The sequence below is a fragment of the Streptosporangium sp. NBC_01810 genome (assembly GCF_035917355.1).
Lineage (GTDB): Bacteria > Actinomycetota > Actinomycetes > Streptosporangiales > Streptosporangiaceae > Streptosporangium.
The window spans coordinates 3,947,483-3,967,954 of sequence record NZ_CP109070.1 but is presented as its reverse complement, the minus strand read 5'-3'; the positions used below and the strand labels follow the sequence as shown (position 1 = coordinate 3,967,954).

Below are 20,472 nucleotides of genomic sequence, written 5' to 3'. Positions count from 1 at the left end.
CGGAAAAGGCCGCGACCCTCCCCGGCGGGTGACGTGCGATCGGCCACCCGGTAAGGGCGGCCGATCATGACAGGGAGCCTAACTAGTGACCATTTGTTTGCCTAGATCATGAAATTGACACAATCATCGTCTGAATTAGTCAAATTTCATTGCTGACTCTGCCCAGCGTTTCAGGAGAACGTCGTCATGACTGATAGCCAGCACCCCGGCGCCCGTCCTGTCCCGGTAGCCGTTGACGACGGCGACCAGGTGCGCCTGGGTCGAGGCGTCCAGCATCGTGGTCATCTCATCGCAGATCAGGTAGCGCGGTTCCAGTGACAGTGCCCTGGCCAGGCAGGCCCGCTGGAGCTGGCCGTCGGAGACCTCGTGCGGGCGCCGGTTCAGCAGATCCGCGGTCAGCCCGACCTCGGCGGCCAGCGCGGCCGTCAGGTCCTGGTTCGGCCTGCCCGCGGCGGCGCGCGGCTCGGAGATGACCTCGCTGAGCGTGAACCGGGGGTCCACCGCGAGCCGGGGCTGCTGGTAGACCAGCGCCACGGCGGTGCGCAGCTCACGGCTTGCCCGCTGCCGCCACCCCCTCACCGGGTGCCCGTCCACGGTCACCGTCCCGGAGGCGGGCCTGAGCATCAGCGCCAGCACCCGGGCCAGTGTCGACTTGCCGCAGCCGCTGGGCCCGCCCAGGCCGGTCACCCGGCCCGGTTCCAGGGCGAGGCAGACGCGGTCCAGCACCACCTGCCCGCCGTAGGAGACCGTGACCTCCCTGGCCTCAAGCATGGTTGCCCTCCAGGACGTGGTGGCACGCCACGCCGCCCGACAGCGGCGGTGGGACCTCACAGGCGGCGCTCGCCAACGGGCAGCGCGGGGCGAAGGCGCAGCCCTCCGGCAACCGGGTCAGCTCGGGCGGCATCCCCGGGACGGGGACGAACGCCCGGTCGGGCTGGGCGTCGAGGAGCCCGGCGGTGTACGGGTGGCGCGGGCGGCCCAGGACCTCCCCGGCGGGACCGAGCTCGACCAGGCGCCCGGCGTACATCACCGCGATGTCATCGGCCACCCGCTCGGCCGCCCGCAGGTCGTGGGTGATGAGCAGGACGGACCTGCCCTCGTCGCACAGCTCGCGCAGCGAGGCCATCGCCCGCTCCACCAGCGGCCGGTCGAGCCCGCTGGTGGGTTCGTCGGCCAGCAGTAACCACGGGTCGCCGGCCAGTGCCATCGCGTTGGCCACCCGCTGGGCCATGCCGCCGGACAGCTCGTGCGGGTAGCGGCCGAGGTCGGTGGGGCGCAGCCCGTGCCGCTCGGCGAGCTCGTCCGCCCTCTCCCGGACCTGCCCGGTTGGCGTGCCCAGCTCCCGCAGCGCCTCCTCCAGCTGTGCCCGCGCGGTCCGCACCGGGGTCAGGTGGGTGGCGGGGCTCTGCGGGATCAACCCGATCGAGCGGCCGCGGACCCGCCGGGCCAGTACTACCTGCGAGGCGGCGAGCAGCTCCACCCGCTCGCCGTCCTGCTCCAGCCATGCCTGCCCGGAGACCGTCGCGTTGCCGGGTAGCAGACCGAGCAGCGCGTGGGCCAACACCGACTTGCCGCAGCCGGACTCGCCGACCAGCGCCAGGCAGCGACCGGGCCGCGCCTCGAAACAGGCCCCGGACACGGCCCGCACCGTCGCCCCCGGGATCCGGAAGGAGACCGTCAGATCCTCCACGACGAGTGCGTTCACAGCGACAGCTCCGATCGACGGCGAGGGCTGAGCCGGTCGCGCCAGTGCTGTGCGAGCACTGCCACGGCCAGCGTCGGGACCAGGACGAACAGGCCGGGTACCAGGCTCGACCACCAGTCGCCGGTCAGCAGCGAGGGCCGCCCGTCACTGATCATGTTGCCGAGCGAGGCCAGGTGCGCGGGGAGCCCCAGGCCGAGGAAGCTCAGCGCGGTCTCGTGCCAGATCGCGTGCGGCACCATCAGCACCGTGGCCAGCAGCAGATGCGGGAACAGGTGCGGCAACAGGTGACGGCGGACCACCCGCGACCGGCTCGCGCCGCCGGAGATCGCGGCCTCGACGAACGGCCGCGACCGCAGCGACAGCACCTCCGAGCGGACGATCCTGGCCGCCGTCGTCCAGTGCGTGACGCTCACCGAGACCACCACCGCGGCCGGGCTCGGCGAGAACAGCGCCACGATGAAGATGCCGAACAGCAGGTGCGGCACCGCGTTGAAGCCGTCGACGACCCGCATGAGCAGCCGGTCGGGAGTGCCGCCGAGACTGCCCGCGGCCAGGCCCACCAGGCCGCCGATCACCATGCTGACCAGCGCGGCGAACATGCCCACCAGGAACGACACCCGAAGGCCGTAGACGGAGCGCAGCAGCACGTCCCGGCCGACCGGGTCGGTGCCGAACGGATGCGCCAAGGATGGGGGAAGCCCCGCCGAGCGCAGGTCTACCAGTTGCTGGTCCAGCTGGACGAGCGGCGGCACCAGCAGCACCACCAGGCCCAGGACCGCCAGCGTGGCGGCGGCGAACCGTACCGGACGAGGCATGTCAGCCCACCCCCAGAGTGCGGACGCGAGGGTCGGCGATCGTGTAGGCCACGTCGGCCACCAGGTTCCCGCAGAGCACCGCGAGGGTGCCCAGCAGGGTGAGCGCGGCCAGCAGCGGGAAGTCCACGGCGAGGGCCGCCTGCACCGAGGCCGAGGCGACCCCCGGCCAGGAGAAGACCGTCTCCACCAGGATCGCCCCGGTGACGAGCTCGGGGATCCGCGCGCCAAGAAGGGTCAGGAAGGGCAGCAGTGCCGAACGGAGCGCGTGCCGGACGAGCACCGTCCGCTCCCGCAGGCCGCGGGCACGGGCGCCCGTCACGAAGTCCTCGCGCAAGGTGCCGATGACCGACTCGCGAACGTACAGGACCAGCCACGACGACTGGGAGACCGCCAGGACCGTCACCGGCAGGATCATGTGCGCGGCCACGTCGCCGAACTCCACGCTCGTCGACCTGGCGCCGGTCAGGCCGCCCGCGGGCAGCCAGCCCAGCTGTACCGAGAAGACCCAGACGGCCAGCAGCCCGGTCCAGAAGACCGGGGCCGCCTCGTTGGCGAACGCGCCGCCGGTGATCAACCGGTCCGGCCACGATCCCTGCCGCCACGCCGCGAGGGTGCCCAGGAGCAGACTCCCGGCCAGCATGAGTACGATCGCCGCCGAGGTGGCAAGCATGGTCCACGGCAGGCGCTCGGCGATCACCTGGGCCACCGGCAGATGCAGCGAGCGCGAGTCGCCCAGATCGCCGCGGAACAGATTGCCCGCCCAGGCGGTGTACTGCTCCAGGACCGGCCGGTCGATGCCCCAGTTGGCCCGGATCCGCTCGACCACCTCGGGGTCGGTGACCATGGCCCGCTCTCCCAGATACTGACGGACCGGGTCGAACGGGGATGCCTTCGCCAGGGCGAACATGCCGGCCGTCACCGCGACCAGCAGCGGCACGGCGAACGCCAGCCGCCAGGCCACGATCCGCAGGATCACCGCCGCCAGGCCACCGGCCGGGGCACGTCTCCGTCTCGGCTCGCCGGGGCCGGGCCGGTCAAGGGTGCGCTCGCCGGTAGGTGTCCGCCGCTTCACGCGGCGGGCTTCCAGGTGTGGATGTCGCGGAACAGGCCGCCGGTGGCGTGCTCGTGGGCGTCCACACTGGGCCGGATCCCCGAGATGTTCCCGCGGACCACGTAGACGTGCTTGAGGAAGACGAGGTAGGTCCAGACCTCGTCGTCGTACACGATCTTCTGGAAGTCGGAGTAGGCCTGCTTGCGGACGGCGGGGTCACCGGACTCGCGGCCGGTCTCCAGCAGCCTGTCCACCTCCGGGTTGTCGTACCTGCCCGGGTTGAAGAAGCCCTTGCCCGCGTAGGAGGAGTGGAAGAGCTCGTAGTTGAGGTAGTCCGGGTCGTACGGGGTTCCCCAGCCCATGATCAGGGCGTCCCCGTCCATGCGCGGCTCGATCGCGTCCCAGTCGAGGCCGGCGAGCTTGACGTCGATGCCGATCTTCCCGGCGTCGGAGGCCACGGCCAGCGCGAGCTCCTTGCGGAGCGTGTCGCCTGCCGGGTACATCAGGGAGAACTCGGCACGCCTGCCCTCCTTGACCCGGACACCGTCGTCACCTACTTTCCAGCCGCCCTCCTCCAGGAGCCGCCTCGCGGCCTCGGGGTCGCCGGCCGGCTCGCCGGTCACCGCGGGGTTGTACCAGGCGGTGTCGGGGGAGACGGGACCGAAGGCGGGCGTACCGGCCCCGGCGAGGATGGTGTCGACCATCGCCTTGCGGTCGATGGCCAGGCCGAACGCCTTGCGGATCGTCCTGTCGCCGGTGACCGGCTGCTTCAGCGGGAACATGATGCCGCGGTAGTCGGCGCTGGGCACCTGGTGGACCGTCACGTCTCGCTGCCCGTCGAACCGCGCCGCGGCCTTCGGGGGCAGGATCGTGGCGTCGAACTCCCCGGCCGACATCCGTGTCGCCCGGACGTTGTCGTCCTCGGCGAAGGCCAGGACCAGCGTGGTGATGGCGGGCGCACCCGCCCAGTAGCTGCTGTTCCCCTCAAGCACGATCTTGTCGCCGGGCGTCCGCGACACGAACACGTAGGGACCCGCGCCGACCGGCGCGTCACCCGTCAGCGGGCTGTCCTTGGGCACGATACCGAGTGTCGTGCGCTGCACCAGCGGCGCGTACGGATACCTCAGCGTGAACACCACGGTGCCGGCGTCGGGGGCGGCCACCTTCGCGATCGCGGAGTAGTCGCCCCGGATGGGGGAGTTGTTGGCCTCGTCGAGCAGCGCCTCGTAGGTGTACTCCACGTCGGCGGCGGTGACCGGCCTGCCGTCGTGGAACGTCACCCCTTCGCGCAGCGTGAAGGTGACGGTCCTGCCGTCCTCGGAGATCGTCGGCGCGGCCGAGGCCAGCGCGGGCTTCATCGACAGGTCGGGTTCCCGGCTCATCAGCCCCTCGTAGATCAGCGACCCCCCGTCGGGGGAGTAGCCCATCACCGGGTTGAGGGTGTCGAACTCCGAACTCAGGCCGATCACGAAGGTGCCGTCGGGAGCGGCCGGGCCTGTGCCGGGCGCGGAGCAGGCCGCCGTCATCAGACCGAACGCGGTGAACAGGGCGGCCAGGTGCCGGACCAGCCTCATCTAATCCCCCAAAGTCATCGAAAACCCCCGAAACATAGCGCTTATTGCGAGCAAGTTGCAACTAACAATAAGGTGCGATTTGTGCCTGGATCCCAGATGATCATGAGGAGTCGGTGAGACCGGGGCTGGACCCGCGCGATGCGAGCCAGGGGCGCGAGAGGCTCGGTCCGCTCCGGCGTGTGGACCGGGTGCGGCCTGTCCACGACGGACCCGAAGGACGTAACCTGGGGGGCGCCGGTCTCGGCACGGTCGACTACCCGAACTTCCCGTCGAAGGGGATGGTTTGAAGCTCAAGCTGGATCTGCACCCCATCTACAACCGGGGCGGGGAGATCGACAAGGCACTGCGGGGCGTCATCGACGAGGCCATCAGGAAGAAGGCCACCGAGGTCGAGATCATCCCCGGCAAGGGCTCGGGCCAGCTCAAGAAGAAGGTCCTGCGCTTCCTGGAGCAGAAGGAGATCAAGGCCCTCTACCACCGCATCGACAAGGACGCCAAGAACCACGGCCGCCTCTTCGTCTACTTCCGCTACAAGTAAGAGGGGTAGGTCTCCGACCTGCGGATACCTACCCTAAATCCCCTCTGACTTGGGATTTCTTATCCTGCTGGATCTCATTGGATCGCGGGAAATCTTGGCGTGATGTGCCCTCTGAGTGCCCTGATCATGAGCCCTTCTTGGGGGGCTTCGCGTCGTCCTCGCTGACGTATTGGCGCCATAGCTCGATGGTCACTTTCGACAGGTTCCCGTCCGGGGCTTTCTCGCGCACTTTCTCGACGAGTTCCTCGGGGGCTCCCCGGATTCCCACAAGCTTGTGTTTGTGCTGGCTCGGCACGTCTCCTCCTGTGGTGGTTGACCACCTGAGGCTAACACCCTATGTTGGTGGTTAACCACCTTTCGGGGTGGAGGTAGGCGTCAACGAAAGCGGGCCCGCCCGGTGGTTGCACACCGGAACGGGCCCTTGATCACCACCTGCGTAAACAGGAAGTAGATCCACCATGCACGGTACCAAGCTCGACCGCACCCCTCCCGCTCTTCCCGTGAACCTGCGGACCCGTTCCACTGGCACCGTCCACGCGGCCACCGCCGACGGCACCCCCCTGTGCCCGACCCGCGTCACCGCGGCCGCGCTGGAGTTCACCTCCGAGCCGGTGTCCTGCCGCTCCTGTCTGAAGCTCCACTCTCTCGAGGTCGTTGAGCACCAGGAGCAGCCCGCGGCCGACGAGTCGCCGGCACCCCGTGAGACCGGGGTGCGTGGCACCGTCCGCACCGCCGAAGGCATCGGGCCGCGCGTCTACCCGGGCGAGAACGTCGCCGAGCTGCTCGACACGCTGAAGGGTGTTCAGAGGCGCGGTGGCTTGCCCGTGGACGGCGAGGTCGTGTCCCGCGCCCCTGGGGGCGTCTGGGAGCTCCTGAAGCCCGGCCCCGCCCCTTCGGTCTCGCCCTGCCCGCCGTGGTGCCGTACCGATCACGTCAACGGTGTCGATGTCGAACACGAGTCGGGCCTGGAGCACGTCGACGAGCACACCGAGCTCATGACCGGGTTCCGCCAGGACCCGGGCGGGCCGGTGCTGATCGTGCTGTCCGACGACGAGCGCAGCGACGGCACTCTCACCCTGGAGCAGGCCGAGCACCTCGCGGCCCACCTTCAGACCCTCATCACGGCCGCCCGTACGGGTGCCCGTTCCTCATAGCAGAACGGCCCCCGACCGGTGCGTCAACACCGGTCAGGGGCCTGGACCACCAACCCCTGATCTGAGCAGGAGATGCGATCGTGGAACCGACCGTACCCAACCCCAGGCCCGGCTGGCAGCCCTGCCCCCTGCCCTGGTGCGACTCCACCCACAACCCCGACCCTGACGTCGAGCACACCCGGCAGATCGCCGACCTCGACCTCGACCGGCACACCGTCGAGGTCATCTACTGCCAGCCGCAGAAGGCCGGCCACCTGAAGGACCCGCTGATCCGCGTCACCTGGGGTGCGGACTTCGCCCCGTACGGCGTCCTCGACATCCCGGTGCATGCGGCCGAGGCGCTGGGGAGCATCTTCGAGCTGCTGACCGTGCAGACGTACATGGAGTTCGGTGCGGCGCTGGCGCGCGGCGCGAAGGGCCCCGGCCCGGCTCGGCGGGTGCAGTGGTGATCCGCTTCGTCACGACCGTCGCGGTCGTCCTCCTGGCCGCGGTCGCCGCAATCGTCAGCTACCAGCACGCCTATGAGGTCGTCACCGCGAACGGGGAGAGCGGCCTCACCGCGTACCTCGTTCCGCTCACCATCGACGGCGCGATCTTCGCCAGTTCCATGGTGCTGCTGGACGCGGCCCGCCGGGGGCTCCCTGTGCCAGCTCTGGCGCGGTGGACGCTCGCTCTGGGCATCCTGGCCACCCTCGCCGCGAACGTCGCGACCGGGTGGGCTCACGGCCCCGTCGGCTCGATCGTCGCGGCCTGGCCGGCGGTCGCCCTGGTGCTGTCCTATGAGTTGCTCATGGGGATGATCCGCCGCGGCGCCGTCCCTGCGGTGGTGCCGCTCGAGGTGGCGGTGCTCGACGAGGTCGAGCGGGCATGGCGGGATGTCGAGGAACTCCTGAAGATGACCGAAGCGAGCGAGGTACACATGCCCGCTGTACCTGTGCAGGTCACCGGGGTGGCGTCGCCGGGGGATCCGCGCGGATCCGCCCTCGCGCCTGTCGACGGCGCGGAGGGCGAGGTACAGCCGGAGGGCGTACCTGACCCCGATGCGGACCTGTACCCGCTCGCCCTGAGCCACTTCCTCGGTGACGTGACCATGGGCAAGGTTCCGCCCGTCCGAACGATCAAGACGCGGATGTCGGTGGGCACCGACCGGGCGCGGAAGCTCCAGGCGTACCTCGGCCAGCTGGTCGCGGTCGCGACGTAGGCCGGCCCGCTGTAGGCGACACCCTCACCCGGGCACAGGCCGGGGTGAGGGTGTTCGCATGCGTCAGTTCTGGTCGGCGACGAACGATCCCATGGCCGGCGTCGTGATGATCAGCCCGTCCTCGCGCAGCTGCGCTGTCACCTTGCGGATCGTGATGCGGGCAACGCCGAACTCCGCTTCCAGCTTCACCTCGGAGATGAGGGATTTCGGCGGGTACTCGCCGGTCTCGATGCGCTGGCGGATGACGGCGTAGATCTGTCGCCACTTCGGTTGGGTGGGGTCGAACTCGTACATGATCGTGACTGTACGTAGGAGCTGAGCGGCGCTCATAGAAGCTCATAGGTATAGACAGGCATGGTTAGGCCAACGTACGGTTACCGCATGACTACGCCCTCCGAGTCATCCGCGCTCGCCGCGGTCATCGGCCACGCCTTCCCCAGGTGGGCGGTATGGACGCTGAACGATCACTGGTACGCGGCCGGCCCGTATCCGAACAGCATGTGCTCGCGCACCCTGCACGCTGACGGCCCGGCCGACCTGTGCCGCCAGCTCGACCACTGCGAGCAACTCCCCCTGGCCCTGCAGAAGGCGCCGCTATGACCCCCGGAGAGCTGGACAAGCTGCACGCCGAGGCGGTGAAGCGCGGCGCGGACCCTAAGAAGCTGGACCGTCTCCGCCAGGAAGCCCTACAGGAGTGCGGCAGCGTCGAGGAGATGGCGCGGTGGGCCACCTGGTTCGAAAAGCTCGCCTACTACTACATGGATTTGCGGGGCGAGATCCCCCGCGACCGGTTCTGATCTTCCGTCCGGGCGGCACTCCTGCGTTACCAGGGCCCGGCGCGGAACCGATGGCCTCACCCTCGGAGGGGGGTGAGGCCATCGGCATGTCCGGCAGGTAAGCCGCTTCACACCTATTGAGCTGGTGTTTCATCACTTCCGAGACGGTTGCTGCTCGTGTGACTCAGGAGGATGGTGAGCACATGACTCCTTCCCCGCGGCAGGTCTCCGCGCAGCGCAGGATCGCCGCGAACAAGTCGTGGGCGATGACGCCGAACCGGACCGAGCGCACCGCGCGCGGATATGAGGCGTCGCCCGCGTCCCTGGAGTTCCACATCGCGCGTCTCCGCGCTGAGGGTGTCGTCCGCGAGGAGGACATCGAGAAGAACGCGGCGTCCGCGCGGCGGGCGTACATGCAGGAGATCCGCGCCAAGGGCGCCCAGAAACAAGCCACCCAGAGGACCCAGCGCGAGCAGGAGCGCCTTGAGGGGTTCCGGGCCCGACGCTGAGCTGTCGTGGTTGGGCCACTCGCGTCAGGCGGCCTTATTTGTGCAGGTCAAGGCCCGATTTATCGGGCGGGGACACTAGCGGGTTCGATCTATACAGTGCGAGGCATGGCACTCACATGTCCGCACTGCGGTGCGCAGCAAGTCCAGGTTCAGTTCGAGGTCCCGTCGTCGGGCGACTCCCCGATCTACAAGTGGTCTGGTGCGATCTGTCCAGATGGTCATGACCCGTGGCCGCTTCGTCCCACGGGGCAGATTGAACCTGCCGTTTCCGAGGAACTGCTCCGATACTAGATATCCAGCCGCCGGACATGACGACGGCTCCGTTCTCCCCTCTGCGGAGAACGGAGCCGTCGTCATGTCCGGGACTACCGGATCGGTACGCGGACTGTGGCGGGCCCTGCCGCGCCGTCCCACGTCACCAGGATCTGGTGAGGGATCCGGGTGGCCAGCGATCCCTCCATCACGAACTCCACTGATGCGCCGGCCTCTACAGCCACGTTCTCAGGGACATTCGTGATCGTGCCGCTGGAGTTGTCCACGGTCACCCCAGTTGCGGTCTCAGTCCCGGCGTTGGTCAGCAAGTAGCCGTGCCCGGCAGATTTGGAGAGCTCCCAGCTCACCGTAGGCCGCATGTTGCGGTCCGCTTCGATATCGGCGACCTGCTCGGCTGCGGCGGCGGACCGTTCGGAAGCGACAGCGGAGCGGGCGCCAGCCTCGGCGGATGCCTCAGATGCGTCCGCCGAACGCGCAGCTTCACCGACTGCGCGCTGCGTAGCCTTGGCGGATTCCCGCTGGTACTTCAGGGAGACCAGGGAGACCACGAGAGCGATGGTTGAGAACGCGAGGGCCACGATGATGCTGATCCATGCGGCGGTGTCTCCTGCGTCGATTTGCATGCCGAACTCCCTACGAACCTAGAGATCAGGTTCGACGTGTCGAAGGGTGGGCGGGATTGGCCAACGTTCCCCCGTTGGCTCTTTCGTACGGCAGCAGCTTCCTGATTCCCCCGAGCTCCTCCTTGACCTTCTCCAGCATCTTCACTCCGTCGTGAATGTTCTTCACATGGATTTGCTCAGTGCCCTCGTAGATCCGCAGGTCAATCTTGTACGTCATTGTCTCGACTGGCCGGTCTCCTGGCCCGTCGCAGTCCACCGTCACGGTGTACTCCTTGGGCAGATCCGAGTTCAGGCGATTTGATCCGAGGTCGAAGAACAGCTCGATTCGGCGTCCGGGCGGCATGGCGGGGATCCCGTTTTTGAAGAGAAAGGATTCCGCCAGGATGAACCTGCTCGGGTCGCCGATCTCCTCGAACCGTTCGATCTGCGGATCGAAGGTGATCCGGACGTTCCTGGCTACGGTCGGCCCTGTGTTCTCGATCACGACCAGGAGCACGCTGCTGACGAAGGCCGACGGCTGGATATCAACGACGATGTACGGCTCCTGCTGCTCGCGGTGGACCTGCTGCTCAAGCTCAAGCTGACGCAGGGCGACGTCAAGCTGGTCCTTGCCGAGAGAGACCTGCTCATTGGCTGCATCGGCGGACCTGCGAGCTTCGGCCGCCTGATCCTGCGCCATCTTGGCCTGCGTATTCGCCGCCAGCCAGGCCAGGATGGCCACGATCAGGGCGCCGATCGCGATCAGGACAGTAATGATGGCGATCAGGTCGGGACCGCTTTCTACGGGAGGCATAGGCCCTACTTGCGTTCGGCGATGAATAAGTTGCCGAGCGTAAGTGCGAACACATGTACGCCTATTCCCGAATGTCAACAGAATGACATGAAATGACTACCTTCGGTCGCAATTGGTGGTGAGGGGAGTTAACTCGCATAGCTCCGCAGTGCTACGAAGCGTGTCGCGTACATCATCCATACCGACTGGCTACTCAGCGCCGGGAGCCCAGATACAGCTGTGCTCCGCCTCAGTGAAGTACCGCGACAAGCCGACCGGCTCGACCGGCTCCAACCGAGCGTTCAGCAGATCTCCGCCCCCCAGGCCGAGACGACCCTCGGTGGGCAGGAGCTCGTGCACCTCGCGCATCAGCCGGGCCTGCACGGCGAGGTCGAGGTGACGCCACACGTTGCGCAGCAGGGCCACATCACACGCGGGCGCCGGATCTGCGCCGAGCTCCCGCACAGTGAAGGTGACACGCTCACGGATGTGCGGAGCGACCACAAGCCCGCCATGGACAGGCCGGAAGTGCTTGGCGACCTGGGCCCGGGACAGCCGGCCCTCACGGAGATTCGTGTCGATGTTCGCCCGGTCATACCGGCCGCGCTCCGCGACCTTCAGAAGATCGGCGTCCAGATCGCTGGCCAGAACCTGCCCCGGGATGCCGTGATCGTGCAGAAGGATCGCCGCGGAGTAAGCCTCCTCGCCCGTCCCGCACGCCCCCGACCACACGGTGACCGGCCGACCCAGCCCGGCGAGCGTCGCGGCCAGGAGCGGCCACACGGCCGGGATGCGGAACCACTCGGTGACGATCTGCCTCACGCGCTGGCCTCCCTGATCGCGAGATACCCCTCAAACAGCAGATGCCGGTGCACGACTTCCACACTCTCGAGCCCGGCCCGGTGCAGCATGGCCACGTTCTGAGCGGACGTCAGCGGGGTCAGCACGCCCCGGAGACTGTGAGCCTTGGCGAGGATCTCCGAAGGGCTGTAGCCGCCGCTCAGCTTGTGCTCGGCGTACGCCTGAGCGGCGAGATCCTGCATGCGCGCGGTCGCGGCGAGCGTCTTCTCGAACACGAGCAGAGCCCCGCCGGGGCGTACGGCCGCGGCGAGCCGAGCGACCAGGGCCGCGCGCCGCTCGACCGGCGTGAACTGAAGCGTGTAGTACGCCACGACCAGATCAGCGCGTTGGAAGTCGTAGCTGGCCGCGTCCGCATCGACCACCTCGGCGCCCGCAACCTCGGCCAGGCGCAACCGAGCCACCGCGGTCATGTCCGGCTCGACGTCCACTCCGACCACCGTGGCGGACGGGTGCCGGGCGGCCAGGCGAGCGGTGAGGGCACCGGTGGAGCATCCGACGTCGTAGACGCGGCCACCGGGGCGAACGAAGAAGTCCGACAGGCTGACGATCAGGTCATGGCCGAGGGTGTAGGCCGGGATGGACCGGGCCGCGTGCTCGTCGAAGTGATGGGCCGCGGCCCCGGAGAATCTCCATCCTCCGGGACGCGCGGCGATGCCATCTCCTACAGGGAGGGGAGCCACCATGGGTCAGGCATCCCGCCGGATCGTCGCGCGCAGATCCACCGGCCTGCTGGCCGTGCCCTCGTACCAATCGCCCTTGTCGGTGACCTCCTGGTCGATGTAGCACTTCAGGAACGGGCGCGGGTACGGCGACATGACGCGGAAGATGGTCGCGCCCACGAACTTCCCAGCCACCAACGGCCGGTAAACCTTCCGGTCGATGGTGACGCTTCCGTTGCTGATCTCGCGGGAGAACCCCTCCGGCCCGGCCTGCTCGCCATGGGTCGGAGCGATGCCCGCGGACCCGATCATCCGAGACCACCGGGTGACGCGGTCGTTGTGCTCCTGCAAGGTCTCGCACAGGCCCCTCAGAGCCGCCTCGAAGGTGTCCAGCGCCGCGACGATGTCCGCGCTGCCGTCGAGGTCGCCGGCGGCTTCCTCACGGATCCGGGCACGGATGGTCTCCCACTCGGCGTGCTTGCGCTTCTCCCGCACCTCCTCGGTGCGGCGCTCGGCAGCGGAGACGCGCATCTGGGCGAGGTCGACGGCCGCGCGGAGCTCGACCAGCCGGGCCGGGGTGACGTCCGCGGCCTTCATCGCCAGCCCCGCCGACGGCGCCTCACCGCGCGCCATCGCCTCGGCCTGCTCGACCGCGCGGGCAGCCCGCTCGGCATCGGCCAGGGCATCGCCGACGATCGCGTCTACCTCGGCCTCGGTCATGGTCAGGTCAGGGTCCGCGGGCGTCTTCGTCTTCGTCATAGGTGTGGTCCTGTTCATCAGCGGAAGGTGGGGTTGAGGCGGGCGGCCTGGGCGCGCTGCTGTGCCTGCCGCTCGGCCGCGGTCCGCAGGCCGGGGAGCGTGTGCACCTCTTCGGGCCGCCGGGCCGCCTGGAACGCCTGCGCGGCCCACCCTCGCCCGGGGCCGCGGCCCTCGATCTCCTCACGCAGGGCGCGAATCTCCGACAGGACCTCGGTCTTGCCGGCCGCCTGCGCCCACGCGTCGATGAGCTTCATCTGTCCGGCGTCCGCCGCGGCCGTCAGCACGGCGCGCAGCGTGGGGGCGTCACCGAACCGCAGCGCGTCGGCGAGCATCTGACCGCGCTGCTCAGGGGAAGCGGCGCGGGCCTCACCGAGGGCGGCACGGAACGCGGTCGTCATCACCGCGGCATCGGCCGGGGAGGCGTCAGCGGGAACCCCCGGCCCCTGGGGAATCTGCGCCTGAAGGTAAGTGAGCCGAGCGGTACGCCGCTCATGCAGGTCCACGGCGAGCTTCTCCAACTGCGCGCCGTGCTGCTCGTGGGCGGCAACGACAGCCTCGGCCTTGGCCAGATCCGAGAGGTTGGGGTCGTTGCGGATCGCGTCCAGCCGGGCCCCGTAGGAGCCCTGGAGGGCCTGCCCGCTGGTGACGGCGGGGTCGGTCTGCGCCGCCGGGAGCGGCGCGGGCGGGCGCTTCATCGGCTGGTAGGAGGAGACCAGCGGGGCGGGCTCGGCGCCACCGGGAAGCCACCCGGGCGGGATGACGGGCGCGGGCGCCGGCGGGGGTGTGGGCTCGTCGGCCACGGGTTACCTCCGTGCTCTGGCCACCTCCAAAGCGGTGGCGTCGTCTGCATGCCACAGGCCCCGGGCCACCGGCTGAACATGCCTGTCCCGGGCGATGTTGCGGGCCTGCCGCGGGGACACGCCGAGACGGGCGGCCAGCTGGTCGGTGGTGATCAGCGCCTGCTCTGGTGAGGATGCGCTGATTTCCGCAGACTTCCGCGAGGGCCTTCCGCGACCGGAAGCGATGAGGTGCAGATGGCCGGCGGCACGCAGCACCTCCAGGGCGGTGACGATCTCAGGGAGAACCTGGCCGCCGTCGGCCTGATGCTTGGCGAGGTAGGCACGCAGCACCCGCCAGATCGGATCGCAGACGCTCCCGGGCAGATATGCGCCGGTGGCGATGAGCGCCGGGCCCGGCTCGTCAGGGGCGCTCACCACACCGCCTCAGACGAATCCTCACGACCTTCAGGCATCCGATACGAATCCAAGTGCCACGGAACCGGCCGAGCCTCAACCGGCACCCGCACACCCCGCCCAGTCACCACATGCTCAACACTCGAAGGCTGCACCCCTGAAGGGCCACCCGAAACACCCACACCCCACGGGCGAATACAAGAAACCGCCTGCATGAGCGCCATCGCCACGTCGTCATGCCCCGCCCGCTCCGGAACCGAGATCTTCAACGAGCCGCCCGAAGTCTGCTCGAACTCCAGACTACGAAGCTGCTTCAGCAACTCCGGGTGCCGAGGAAGCACCAGCCGGCCACGCTGAAGCAACGCCTTGATCTTCCCGAACCCGGACTGCTTACGGCGCACATCCGTCCACACAGGGAACACGTGCGCGCCCGCCCGCGCGGCATGCAGACGCTGACGCAGATCCTCGGTTGGGTACGCGCCCACACCGTTCGTCTCCGACGCGATCACCCGCAACTGGTAGGCGCGCGACACCTCGATGATCCGATCAATCCAATCGCCGTACCCGCACCGATACCGGAACTCCAGATGCGGCACGAAGTAGCGCAACCCCTCGCCCGGATCGTTCATGCCCTGATCATCCAAGGCAGCGACCAAGCACAGGGATTGGGCGTCACGGGCCATCCCCCAGTCGACCCCGGCCGCCGTGACGAACGCACCCCCGGCCGCGGCCGACCGCGCCAGCACCTCCGGAGAGAGAAGCCCATAGTCCGCGACCGCGTCGTCAATCTCCCGGTCGGTGAAGTACGCGCCCGACTCATCCGTCCACTCGGCCAGGAACTCCCGCCGGAAATAGGTGTCCGACTCCCGCGCCCGGATCTCCTCCAACAGCGCCTTGTCCACCAGAGGAGACGTGCTGCTCGGCCAGTGCCACCCGGCGTGCATCTCGTCGGGCCGGTCCAGGCCGCGCTGCCACAACACCCGGAAGAAGTGATCCCGGGCACCCCACGGGGTCGAGCACAAGATGATCCGCGACCCCGGGCGGGCGATGATCGCAGGCTCAGCCGCCCGCCAGATATCAGGGTCGATGAACGCCGCCTCATCCACGATCAGCAGGTCCACCGCCCACCCGCGGATCTGCCGCTGTGAGGCCGGCACGCTCATGATGGTGCTGCCGTTCGACAGGGTCACCTGCGACTTGGTCTCATCCAGCACCGAATCCCGCAGCAACGGGGACGCCTGAGCGAGCGCGGCCACGTCTTCCAGAAGGCGCTGGGCGGCCACCTCGCCCGCGCTGACAATGAGCACCAGGGCGCCCGCCGAAGTGAACGCCTTGTGCAGGGAAAGGATGGACAGCAGCCGCGACTTGCCGACCTGACGGCCCGCGCAGATGATCCGGTACCGGGCGGGGGACCGGGCCACCTCCCGCTGATGGGGCCACAGGGCGTGCCCTACGAGGTGACGGGCGAAGGTGTCGACGTCGCGCAGCCGGTCAAGGTCGGTCATCGGTGCTTCCTTCGGAGTCGAGGCCGGACAGCAGCCGGGCCATGTCCACCTGCGCGGACGCCGTGTCCTTACCGAGGCGGGCCCGGGAGGCGGGGTCGAGGCCGAGGCGCCCGCGGTGGGTGCCGGCCGCGCTCTCCCACTTCCTGAGCTGCTCATCCCAGCGGGCGCACTTGTCGCAGCCCCGGCACCCGCCCGCTTCGTGCTCGGCGAGGTGCTCGGCGAGCAGCTGCACGCGCGCCTCGGCTCGGCCCCATGCCCACAGGGCGGGGCGGTAGGAGGGCTGACGGAGGTAGGGGATCGCGTCGTCGGCGAGGGCCTGGTCGACGAGCTCGGCGGCGAGCGGGTCGACGCGGCGAGGGGAGTAGGCGGCGTGCTTGGTCGAGAGGGTGTGGCCGGGCTCGAAGGGAGGCCAGGTGTAGCCGCGCGCCGGGGTGCCTGCGGTCGGGGATGCCTGCTCGGTCACGGGCACACCTCCCGGGGGTCGTCGAGCGGCTCAGGGGGGCGGAGGTGGAGCGGTGGATCCCACACCGTGGGGTCGTGGGGGGCGGGGGCGTAGTCACCGAGGAAGGCGCTCAGGGCGCGGCGTAGGTTCTCGGCGACCGGGGGCAGGGTGCCGTCTGCTCCGAGGTCTTCGAGCTGGGTGAGGACGTGGCCGAGGCTGTGGGTGATGGGCAGGGTGAACAGGGCGGTGTGGGTGCGGGTGTGGGCCATCCGAGGCGCCTTCCGGTCGAGGGAGATCTCACGGTTCGTGACCAGAGACCGGTCACTGAGCGTGAAATGAACGGGATAAGACTGGACAAGTTGGACACTCAATCGGGCGACACAAACGCATCACGTCGTGACCTGCGGAAACGTGTTTCCGATACCAGACAGAACGAATGCACTGTTCGGTATAAGCCGAGCCTCGTCACACCGCGTCACCCGCTCGGCCGCCTCGTGCGCGCGCATCATTCCCGCCGATCCAGCACGCCGCACGAACCACCAGGCGCGCGCTTCGAGATACGTGTACGCCTTCCTTGTGGGTTGACACATCGAGGCGTTCACGGCTGACCTCAGCGAGCCTGTCGAGCACGTAGGGCGGGGCATGTGTCGTTGTGGTGGACGACGAGATGGGTGATTCGGCCGACCTGGGTGAAGGTCATCTCGGCGTCGCAGTCGTTGCAGGGTGCGGGACCGTCGAGGGGGATGGTGATGTCTCGGCTCATGACGCGTCCTTCGGGGTGTTCTGGGCGCGGAGCGCTTCGTTGTAGGCCCTGGTGTAGGCGGCGTCATCCGCCTGTCCCGCTTTCTGCTGGCGCGCGTTGAACGCGCGGGCGTGTCGGTCCTGACGCGGGAGGTGGGAGTTGGCGACCTTGTCGGCCTGCGGGGAGTCGCAGGACTGACCGGGGCCGGCCTCGCAGCGAGGACAGGTGAAGTCGAGGATCTTCGGCTCGGGGTGAGCTTCGAGGTAGGCGGCCTTGGCGGCTCGGCCGATGGCGGTGGCGTGATCTTCGATCGAGGTATTCATGGGGTCCTTCGGTGGCGGGTGACGGTGCTGGGGACATGGGGACATGGAGGGGCGAGTGAGGGTGGTCCTCGGGGTGAGAGCACGTTTTCCCTGGTGATGAGGTCCGGGGAGACAAGAAAGAAGATCATCATGGGGGCTTTATGTGTTGTGCTCTCGACCGCTCCTAGGAGGGGGACGCGCGTGACCACGGCAAACCAGGTCCCCAATGTCCCCAACGTCACGGAGAACGTGTCTGAGCTGCTGTTTCGCTGGGGACATGCCATGTCCCCACATGTCCCCAGGTCCCCAGCATCGAGGGGTCACGTTGGGGACCTGGGGACATGCTGGGGACATCAGGGTCCCCAGCACCGCGCCGCGCTTCACCGGTCACTCCGGACGATGAACGCGCCGGTCTTCTGCCGCCTGCCCGCACCGTCGAGGCGCGCGTGACTGGAGAGCAGCCGGGCCCTGACGAGCTCGCATAGGGCGGCATGGAGAGCTTCCTTGGAGTACCAGGACGTGGCGCGCTTCGCGGCCTGTTGGGCGTCGCGCACGGTGAACTCTTCCCGGCCGGTGCGCTCCAGCCATCCCAGGACCCACGCCACCCCGGGCGCCGTCGTCTCCGTGTTGGAGCGCCATGCGGCGTAGACATGCTCGGCGTGTTTCAGGGCCCACAGGCCGAAGGCGATGGCCTGGTTCATCGTCACTTCGTCGATGGGCCGGGTGATCGCGTGTCCGTCGGCCAGGTGGAAGATGACGGCGAGGCGGAGCACCTTGCCGGCCAGCTTCCCGGCCCAGTCGGTCATGTGGGCGTAGCGGCCGACGATGGGTTCCAGGTGCGGTTCCAGGTGCATCCGAAGTCCGCGGAGCAGCTGGTGGGCGCCGTCATCGATGCCGACGACATGCTGAACGTCTTCCTGGGTGGTGCGCAGGTTGTAGGCGTAGGTGACGGTGGTGTTCCAGTCGTCGGCGATGGTCGAGTGCAGGGCGGGCGTGTCGATGAGCCGCTTGCCCATGGTGGACTCGGGGACGGCGAACCAGAATCGCCCCATCAGGCCGCGCTCCATAGCGCCGTCGATGCTGGCGGCCTTGTCGAGCACATGAGGTTGAACCAGCAGACCGATGGCCAGGGACGGCCGGGTGAGCATGATGGAGCCGCGCTGGACGCGGTCCACTCTGACGGGGCTCTGGTCGTAGCTCTTGAGGTACAAGTCCAGGTTGGGGGCCTTGTCCTTGCTGTACCGGCCGGAGATGAGGGAGAACAGACCGCCCTCGTCGGAGATGACTCCGAGGGCCTGGCCGTTCTCGTCGAGGCGCTGGGAAAGAGCTTCGACGGTGATGTCTTCGACAAGGAGCGCGGGCATCGGGCGGGTTTCGTCGGGGAGATCTTCCAGCGCCTTACGGACGTCGTCGAGATCCTGCTCGACCTGCTCCCGTTCGGATCCTTTCGCGCCCTTCAGGTCTTTCTTCAGGTCCTTCTCGGCGCCCATGAGCTCTCCCCTGAGCTTCTGAGCGTTCTTGACCTTGTCGAGGTGCTCGGCGATCAGGCGGCGTTCGATCTGGCGTAGCGGGGCCGCTGCGAGGCGTACGACGTCGGTCTTGCGTTCGCCGGAGTGCATGGTGGTCGTGGTCCACACCTGGGCGGATTGCGTCCATCCGTTGCGGCCGTCGACGACAACCCGACCGCCGGTCGCGGTCGACAGCACGCTGATCGCGACGAGGGCGGGGGCTTCCGCGGGGACCTGGAGGTGCTCAGCGACGTTCTGGACGAAGGTCCGCATCCGGGCGGGGAGCATCGTGGAGACGTTCAGGGGCGGTGGCTTGGGGTCGTTGCCGTCCAGCTCGCCGACGGCCTCGATGAAATGCGCCCGCGCTGTGGAGGCGTCGGCGTACAGCCCGCTGAGGATGTGCTCGTCAGTGACGTCGTCGACGGTGGGGAGTGCCTGGGCCACGGTGGGCGTCGGCGCGGGGGCGATGAGGTCGCTCGGGTCTCGGGGGTCGCGATCCGGCGGCGCGGGGGTGGCGTCCGGCTGTGGGTTGTAGACGAACGGCGGGATCTGGGGACGGTTCGTCTCCACCCATGTGCGTGCTTCGGCTACGGCTTCCGGCCTGCTGGCCTGTCCGACCGCCCACGCGGCGATGCCGTGGAACTCGGCGCGGGCCTGCTGTGCGGTGCGGATGTGGCCGGTCGGGTCCCGGGGGTGCTGTCGTGTGGCGAGGTGCTCGAACAGGGTCTGAATCTCGCTGTAGGCGTCACCGGCCGGGTAGTAGCCGGCGGCGGCTTCCTTGAAGGCGAGCACGGTTTCCCTGAGGGTCGAGACGTGCCGGGCCGCGCCTTCCTGTACCTGCTTGGCGATTCGGTCCATGCGCTCGGTCAGCAGCTCGGGGCGAGAGAACGCGTCGTGCTTGTCGAGGAAGGCGCGCACCTCGGCGTCGGTGACGGCCCCTTCCCCCGGGGACCCATCGGGCAGCAGGGCGGCGAGTTCTTCGGGCAGCGTGGCCAGGGGTCCGGTGCGCGCCCATTCGTAGCGACCGCCGTGCGGGTGGAGCGAAGGGGAGACGACGATGATGCCGTTCCTGCCGCGAACCTCACCCCATTTGCTGCCGAGGCGCCCCCCGCCGTTGCCGAACATGCGGCCGGGCGGCACTGCATACAGGTAGTGGCCGCGCTCGACCTCGTCGGCGCGAGTCGACTGGAACGCGGCGTCGCCCGCCAGTGCGCGTAGTTCGGCGGGCATGAGGGCGGGCTTGTCGACGTCGAAGGCGATCGCTCCGGAGCGGCCGACGTGGAGCGCGAGCAGGTCGTTGGATCCGGCGAACCACGCGACGACGGTCTGGGGGTCGCGGGACGTCTTGTCCGGCCACCCCTTGCCGAGGACTGACCCGGCGTGCTTGCCCTCGGGGCTGAGCGGTAGGACGTACCATCCGGCTTCGATGTAGGCCAGGGCGGCGCTGACCGTGTCGTGGTCGGGGGTGATGTCGGGGACGTGGAGCGTCACACGCCCTCCCGGGCGGCCG

General features: G+C 68.7%; 27 protein-coding genes. 7 read left to right on the top strand and 20 right to left on the bottom strand.

Features of this window, described 5'->3' with window-relative positions; genetic code table 11:
- Positions 1–135 precede the first annotated feature (135 nt).
- From OIE13_RS17090 to OIE13_RS17070, 5 genes are read right to left on the bottom strand one after another with little or no spacing between them, the layout of a single operon-like run.
- Complete coding sequence (locus tag OIE13_RS17090; protein WP_326638563.1) at positions 136–771, bottom strand: ABC transporter ATP-binding protein; 636 nt, start codon at positions 769–771, stop codon at positions 136–138.
- A complete protein-coding gene (locus tag OIE13_RS17085) occupies positions 764–1,705 on the bottom strand; it encodes an ABC transporter ATP-binding protein (protein ID WP_326638565.1) in 942 nt (313 codons plus the stop codon). The genes OIE13_RS17090 and OIE13_RS17085 overlap by 8 nt, the downstream gene beginning before the upstream one ends.
- Positions 1,702–2,520: an ABC transporter permease gene (locus tag OIE13_RS17080; RefSeq protein WP_326638567.1), complete on the bottom strand. Its 819-nt coding sequence runs from the start codon at positions 2,518–2,520 to the stop codon at positions 1,702–1,704. The genes OIE13_RS17085 and OIE13_RS17080 overlap by 4 nt, the downstream gene beginning before the upstream one ends.
- A gap of 1 nt (position 2,521) precedes the next feature.
- Positions 2,522–3,592: an ABC transporter permease gene (locus OIE13_RS17075; protein WP_326638569.1), complete on the bottom strand. Its 1,071-nt coding sequence runs from the start codon at positions 3,590–3,592 to the stop codon at positions 2,522–2,524.
- Positions 3,589–5,145 (bottom strand): ABC transporter substrate-binding protein, encoded by a 1,557-nt coding sequence (locus OIE13_RS17070; RefSeq protein ID WP_326638571.1) that lies wholly within the window; start codon positions 5,143–5,145, stop codon positions 3,589–3,591. Before OIE13_RS17070 ends, OIE13_RS17075 begins: the two co-directional genes overlap by 4 nt.
- A gap of 283 nt (positions 5,146–5,428) precedes the next feature.
- Between OIE13_RS17070 and OIE13_RS17065 the strand changes: the two genes are divergently transcribed.
- Positions 5,429–5,683, top strand: coding sequence for a Smr/MutS family protein (locus OIE13_RS17065; RefSeq protein WP_326638573.1), 255 nt, complete (start codon positions 5,429–5,431; stop codon positions 5,681–5,683).
- A gap of 124 nt (positions 5,684–5,807) precedes the next feature.
- Here OIE13_RS17065 and OIE13_RS17060 read toward each other — a convergent pair whose 3' ends face one another.
- Entirely contained in the window at positions 5,808–5,978 is a 171-nt protein-coding gene (locus tag OIE13_RS17060; protein ID WP_326830243.1) for a hypothetical protein, read from the bottom strand.
- A 163-nt stretch (positions 5,979–6,141) separates the two neighbouring features.
- On the opposite strand from OIE13_RS17060, the gene OIE13_RS17055 reads away from it, so the two are divergent.
- From OIE13_RS17055 to OIE13_RS17045, 3 genes are all read left to right on the top strand, one after another.
- Positions 6,142–6,837 (top strand): hypothetical protein, encoded by a 696-nt coding sequence (locus tag OIE13_RS17055; RefSeq protein WP_326830242.1) that lies wholly within the window; start codon positions 6,142–6,144, stop codon positions 6,835–6,837.
- Between the two features lie 80 nt (positions 6,838–6,917).
- Positions 6,918–7,286 carry a hypothetical protein gene (locus OIE13_RS17050; RefSeq protein WP_326830241.1) on the top strand — a complete coding sequence of 123 codons (369 nt, stop codon included), beginning with the start codon at positions 6,918–6,920 and terminating at the stop codon, positions 7,284–7,286.
- A complete protein-coding gene (locus OIE13_RS17045; protein WP_326830240.1) occupies positions 7,283–8,038 on the top strand; it encodes a DUF2637 domain-containing protein in 756 nt (251 codons plus the stop codon). The genes OIE13_RS17050 and OIE13_RS17045 overlap by 4 nt, the downstream gene beginning before the upstream one ends.
- Before the next feature lie 63 nt (positions 8,039–8,101).
- Here the strand turns inward: OIE13_RS17045 and OIE13_RS17040 are convergent, their stop codons facing one another.
- Positions 8,102–8,332, bottom strand: a complete 231-nt coding sequence (locus OIE13_RS17040; protein WP_326830239.1) for a winged helix-turn-helix domain-containing protein — start codon at positions 8,330–8,332, stop codon at positions 8,102–8,104.
- A gap of 87 nt (positions 8,333–8,419) precedes the next feature.
- On the opposite strand from OIE13_RS17040, the gene OIE13_RS17035 reads away from it, so the two are divergent.
- The 3 genes from OIE13_RS17035 (at position 8,420) to OIE13_RS17025 (ending at position 9,323) form a co-directional block, all read left to right on the top strand.
- Positions 8,420–8,638, top strand: a complete 219-nt coding sequence (locus OIE13_RS17035) for a hypothetical protein (RefSeq protein WP_326830238.1) — start codon at positions 8,420–8,422, stop codon at positions 8,636–8,638.
- Positions 8,635–8,835, top strand: a complete 201-nt coding sequence (locus OIE13_RS17030; RefSeq protein WP_326830237.1) for a hypothetical protein — start codon at positions 8,635–8,637, stop codon at positions 8,833–8,835. The genes OIE13_RS17035 and OIE13_RS17030 overlap by 4 nt, the downstream gene beginning before the upstream one ends.
- A 182-nt stretch (positions 8,836–9,017) precedes the next feature.
- Entirely contained in the window at positions 9,018–9,323 is a 306-nt protein-coding gene (locus OIE13_RS17025) for a hypothetical protein (RefSeq protein WP_326830236.1), read from the top strand.
- A gap of 365 nt (positions 9,324–9,688) precedes the next feature.
- On the opposite strand, the gene OIE13_RS17020 is transcribed toward OIE13_RS17025, so the two are convergent.
- From OIE13_RS17020 to OIE13_RS16960, 13 genes are all read right to left on the bottom strand, one after another.
- Positions 9,689–10,219: a hypothetical protein gene (locus tag OIE13_RS17020; protein ID WP_326830235.1), complete on the bottom strand. Its 531-nt coding sequence runs from the start codon at positions 10,217–10,219 to the stop codon at positions 9,689–9,691.
- Between the two features lie 25 nt (positions 10,220–10,244).
- Entirely contained in the window at positions 10,245–11,012 is a 768-nt protein-coding gene (locus OIE13_RS17015) for a hypothetical protein (protein WP_326830234.1), read from the bottom strand.
- Positions 11,013–11,201: 189 nt separating this feature from the next.
- Complete coding sequence (locus OIE13_RS17010) at positions 11,202–11,813, bottom strand: CheR family methyltransferase (protein WP_326830233.1); 612 nt, start codon at positions 11,811–11,813, stop codon at positions 11,202–11,204.
- Entirely contained in the window at positions 11,810–12,535 is a 726-nt protein-coding gene (locus OIE13_RS17005) for a methyltransferase domain-containing protein (RefSeq protein WP_326830232.1), read from the bottom strand. The genes OIE13_RS17010 and OIE13_RS17005 overlap by 4 nt, the downstream gene beginning before the upstream one ends.
- Before the next feature lie 3 nt (positions 12,536–12,538).
- Positions 12,539–13,270 carry a hypothetical protein gene (locus OIE13_RS17000; RefSeq protein ID WP_326830231.1) on the bottom strand — a complete coding sequence of 244 codons (732 nt, stop codon included), beginning with the start codon at positions 13,268–13,270 and terminating at the stop codon, positions 12,539–12,541.
- 17 nt (positions 13,271–13,287) lie between these two features.
- Positions 13,288–14,070, bottom strand: coding sequence for a hypothetical protein (locus OIE13_RS16995; RefSeq protein ID WP_326830230.1), 783 nt, complete (start codon positions 14,068–14,070; stop codon positions 13,288–13,290).
- 3 nt (positions 14,071–14,073) lie between these two features.
- On the bottom strand, positions 14,074–14,484 hold the full coding sequence (locus tag OIE13_RS16990) for a hypothetical protein (protein WP_326830229.1): 411 nt from the start codon (positions 14,482–14,484) through the stop codon (positions 14,074–14,076).
- Positions 14,481–15,968, bottom strand: coding sequence for a terminase large subunit domain-containing protein (locus tag OIE13_RS16985; protein ID WP_326830228.1), 1,488 nt, complete (start codon positions 15,966–15,968; stop codon positions 14,481–14,483). Before OIE13_RS16985 ends, OIE13_RS16990 begins: the two co-directional genes overlap by 4 nt.
- Positions 15,955–16,431 carry a hypothetical protein gene (locus OIE13_RS16980; RefSeq protein ID WP_326830227.1) on the bottom strand — a complete coding sequence of 159 codons (477 nt, stop codon included), beginning with the start codon at positions 16,429–16,431 and terminating at the stop codon, positions 15,955–15,957. Before OIE13_RS16980 ends, OIE13_RS16985 begins: the two co-directional genes overlap by 14 nt.
- A complete protein-coding gene (locus OIE13_RS16975; RefSeq protein ID WP_326830226.1) occupies positions 16,428–16,679 on the bottom strand; it encodes a hypothetical protein in 252 nt (83 codons plus the stop codon). Before OIE13_RS16975 ends, OIE13_RS16980 begins: the two co-directional genes overlap by 4 nt.
- Positions 16,680–17,020: 341 nt before the next feature.
- Entirely contained in the window at positions 17,021–17,173 is a 153-nt protein-coding gene (locus OIE13_RS16970; RefSeq protein WP_326830225.1) for a hypothetical protein, read from the bottom strand.
- Positions 17,170–17,475: a zinc finger domain-containing protein gene (locus OIE13_RS16965; RefSeq protein WP_326830224.1), complete on the bottom strand. Its 306-nt coding sequence runs from the start codon at positions 17,473–17,475 to the stop codon at positions 17,170–17,172. The genes OIE13_RS16970 and OIE13_RS16965 overlap by 4 nt, the downstream gene beginning before the upstream one ends.
- A gap of 359 nt (positions 17,476–17,834) precedes the next feature.
- On the bottom strand, positions 17,835–20,453 hold the full coding sequence (locus OIE13_RS16960; protein ID WP_326830223.1) for a DUF3987 domain-containing protein: 2,619 nt from the start codon (positions 20,451–20,453) through the stop codon (positions 17,835–17,837).
- Positions 20,454–20,472 lie beyond the last annotated feature (19 nt).